This window comes from Nonomuraea sp. NPDC050691 (assembly GCF_040654455.1).
Taxonomy (GTDB): domain Bacteria; phylum Actinomycetota; class Actinomycetes; order Streptosporangiales; family Streptosporangiaceae; genus Nonomuraea.
In genome coordinates this window covers 1-3358 of the sequence record NZ_JBFAIA010000332.1, presented here as the reverse complement: position 1 = coordinate 3358, position 3358 = coordinate 1, and the positions used below count along the sequence as shown (strand labels likewise).

General features: G+C 75.5%; 3 protein-coding genes and 1 pseudogene. 1 reads left to right on the top strand and 3 read right to left on the bottom strand.

All coding sequences use genetic code 11. The features are described from left to right. From AB0H81_RS44340 to AB0H81_RS44330, 3 genes and pseudogenes are all read right to left on the bottom strand, one after another. Positions 1 to 1399: pseudogene (locus tag AB0H81_RS44340) on the bottom strand (primosomal protein N'); the annotation flags it as partial. A gap of 9 nt (positions 1400 to 1408) precedes the next feature. Further along, positions 1409 to 1573 carry a hypothetical protein gene (locus AB0H81_RS44335; protein WP_358388410.1) on the bottom strand — a complete coding sequence of 55 codons (165 nt, stop codon included), beginning with the start codon at positions 1571 to 1573 and terminating at the stop codon, positions 1409 to 1411. A 58-nt stretch (positions 1574 to 1631) separates the two neighbouring features. After that, positions 1632 to 2624 carry a LysR family transcriptional regulator gene (locus tag AB0H81_RS44330; RefSeq protein ID WP_358388408.1) on the bottom strand — a complete coding sequence of 331 codons (993 nt, stop codon included), beginning with the start codon at positions 2622 to 2624 and terminating at the stop codon, positions 1632 to 1634. Between the two features lie 136 nt (positions 2625 to 2760). On the opposite strand from AB0H81_RS44330, the gene AB0H81_RS44325 reads away from it, so the two are divergent. Then, positions 2761 to 3144: a nuclear transport factor 2 family protein gene (locus tag AB0H81_RS44325; protein ID WP_358388406.1), complete on the top strand. Its 384-nt coding sequence runs from the start codon at positions 2761 to 2763 to the stop codon at positions 3142 to 3144. Positions 3145 to 3358: the final 214 nt, after the last annotated feature.

Sequence of the window (3358 nt, the reverse complement as noted above, 5' to 3'; positions counted from 1 at the left end):
CCCCACGTGTGGGGGGCATGGCGCAGCGGGCCGGCGCGCGGCACTGCTGGCACGCCACGGCGGGCAGATAGCCGCGCCGCGGCACCTGCACCAGCACCGGCCCCTCCTCCAGGCCCTGGCGCAGCGCCCGCCACGCCAGGCTGGGCAGCCGCGCCGCCCGAGCCGCCTGGTCCTTGGCCAGCTCGGCGTCCTCACCCGCCGGACGAACGCGGGGCGCGAGGCTCCGTACGGTCTGGCGGGCGGCCACGATCGGCCGCGCCCAGCGGGTGGCGACGAGCTGGGTGGCCTCGGCGGTGCGGGTGTGGCCGCCGATGAGCATGGCCGCGCCCGAGCGGTGGGCCCGCAGCGCCAGCACCTCGCGGGCGTGCGGGTACGGGGCCAGCCGTTCGGCGTGCAGGTCGTCGCCGTCGTCCCAGATGGCCACCAGCCCGAGATCGGCCACGGGGGCGAACATCGCGGCCCGTGTGCCCACCACCGCCCGCGCCTGACCCCGGAGGAGGCGCAGCCAGCGGCGGTAGCGCTCGGCGGGGCCCAGATCGGCGGTGAGCGCCACGTGGTCGCCGGGCTCCAGCACCGTGGAGAGCGCGACGTCGGCCAGTGCCACGTCGCGGCCGTCGGGCACGACGACCACGGCGCCCCGGCCGCCGTCCAGGGTGGCCCGCACGGCCTCGGCCACCTCCGGCGCCCACCCGCGGGCGCCGGGCAGCGCCTGCCAGACGGCCCGTGGCGCCCTGCCGTCCCGCAGGGCCGCGAGGAAGGACGGCCCGGTCGGGTACGAGCCCCACGGACCCGCCTCGGGGGTGCGGGTCTCGGACGTGCCTCTGTCAGAGGGGTCTGCCTCGGAAGCACGAGTCTCGGACGTGCCCGCCTCGGACACGCCTGCCTCGGAGGCGCCTGTCTCGGAGGCGCCTGTCTCGGAGGCCTCCGAGGAGGCCGGGGCGGTGGAGGCCAGGGCGGTGGAGGCGGGGGTCTCCGCCTCGGCCTTGGCGTGGCGAGGCGGGACGGCCAGGCGCAGGACGTCGGCGAGGGTGCCCGCGTACCGGTCGGCGACCGCCCTGGCCAGGCCCGCGATCTCCGGCGTCAGCACCCGTTCGGGGGAGACGACCCGCTCCAGGGCGGTCAGCGCCCCGGCGTGCTCACTCTGCTCGGCCCGTTCGAGAAGGAACCCGTCGACCAGCTTGCCCGCGAACCGCACCCGGATCCGCACCCCGGGCTGCGCGCTCTCGTGCATCGAGGCGGGCACCAGGTAGTCGAAGGGCCGGTCGAGATGGGGCAGCGGGTTGTCCACCGCCACCCTGGCCACCGGCAGCGTGGGGGCGGGAACCGGCGCCCCCTTGGACGGCACCACCGCGGGCCGCACGGCGTCGAGCGGCAGCAGGGCGTCGTCGGAGTCGTTCACGGACTACGTCTACCAGAACCCCGCCACCTGCAAGACCACGCCGGGTTTCCACGTCCGCTCCCACCGGCGCTTCGCCGCCGGCGCCAGCCAGTGCTTCGCCGCCCGCTCCTGCCGGTGCTCTCCGTCCACGCTCCGGCGCGGCATGGCGAGCGCCTCTCCATGCTTGATGAGCACCCCTCCAGGTGCACGGACGGCTGCCCACCGCGCCGGGCACCCGTACGGGGGCCGTCGATCATTCCCCGAACGAAGCGTGCGGCCCCGCCCCGTGGACGGGTGGCTCGTGGCTCGCGACCTCGATCGCGGTGCGGACGAAGCGGGCGATCGACGGCGAGCGGCTTCCCGCCGGCCAGGCGATCGCAAGCGTGTACGGGCTGGCGTCCCGGACCGGGCGATAGGCGATGTCGTCCCGGCGGTTCCGCTCGGCGAGGGACACCGGGACGAGCGCCACGGCCTGACCGAGCGCCACCGCCTCCAGGAGCTGCGAACTGTCCCTCACGACCGGCCCCCGCGGGACGTGCGCCGCCGCCCACCGGGCGTCGTCCGGCACTTCCTCCTCCCCCACGTCCCGGCCCGACCAGTAGGCATCGGTGTGTGGCGGCAGGACAGGGCAGTGCGGGAACGGCAGGCCCGCCAGGTCGCGGCACGACAGGACGGACCGGGCGGCCAGCGCGTGACCGGCCGGAAGCGCCGCCACCCGGGGCTCGGACGTCAGCGGTTCCAGGTCCAGCCCGTGGCAGTCCTCCCCCGCCCCCAGGAGCCCCACGTCGGCGCGCCCGTCGCGTACCATCCCGGCCTGCTCCCCGTATCCGCTGACCGCGATCTCGACCCGGGCCGCGTCCGGTTGCGACGCGTACGCCCTCGTGACGCGGCGCAGCAGATCCGTGGCCACCCCCGGCTTGGCCGTCACCACCACCGCGGGCGTGGCCCGCGCGGCGCGGCGCGTGCGGCGGGCCGCCGCCGACACCGCGTCGAGCACCCGTACGGCCTCCTCCAGCAACACGAGTCCGGCGGCCGTCGGCGTCACCTGGCGGGTGGACCTGTCGAACAGCCGCGCGCCCAGCCGCCGTTCGAGCTGCCGGACGGCCCGGGACAGCGGCGGCTGGGCTATGCCGAGGCGTTCGGCGGCGCGGGTGAAGTTCCGCTCCTCGGCGACGGCGCGGAAGTACCGGAGATCCCTGACGTCCAGAACGCCGTCGAAGCCGTCCATCCCGCCCGTCCCGTCCATACCGTCAGGGTATGGCGTCAGACCGGACCGATCCTTCCGGACGTGGACACCGGGCTGCTGGAGTGGACGCCGCAGATTCCCTACTCCGGTTCAGCCGGACATCCCCCATCCCCTCGATACGGAAGCGACTCGACCCATGACCGATCTGGAGCGGAACAAGCAGCTCGTGCTGTCGTTCCTCGACCTCGCCTTCAACGGCAAGCAGCCCCACGAGGCGTTCGCCCGCTATGTGCATCCCGACTACGTCCAGCACAACCCGCACGCCCCCGACGGCGCCGAGGCGTCGGCCACCTTCCTGGCCGGGTTCGTGGGCGGCCACCCGGGTCTCAGTCTCGACGTCAGGCGGGTGGTGGCCGAGGGCGACCTGGTCGTCACCCACGGCCTGATGCGGCTCACGCCCGACGACAGGGGCACAGCGATCGCCGACGTCGTGCGGGTCCGCGACGGCCGCATCGCCGAGCACTGGGACGTCGCCCAGGAACTGCCCGAGGCGACCGCGAGCGGCAACCCCATGGTCTGACTGTGCGGCGTGAGCGGGCGGGCGGGGACGAGGCCCACGCGAGCGCCCGGACAGCCTCCCGGCGCGCCCCGCTCTCCTCTCGTCCCTCGACGACGGGCCGAGACCGCGTACCGTCACAAGGCCGCGTCCGCCCGGCGCCGTCTCAGGACGCGACAACCGCCGGTCGTCCGGGAAGCCCCCGGACGCGCGAGATCGGAAGAGCGGCGTGTAGTGC

Excerpts from the sequence above, each read along its gene's own strand:
- AB0H81_RS44330 (WP_358388408.1), bottom strand. The coding sequence starts at position 2,624 with ATGGACGGGACGGGCGGGATGGACGGCTTCGACGGCGTTCTGGACGTC.
- AB0H81_RS44325 (WP_358388406.1), top strand. The coding sequence starts at position 2,761 with ATGACCGATCTGGAGCGGAACAAGCAGCTCGTGCTGTCGTTCCTCGAC.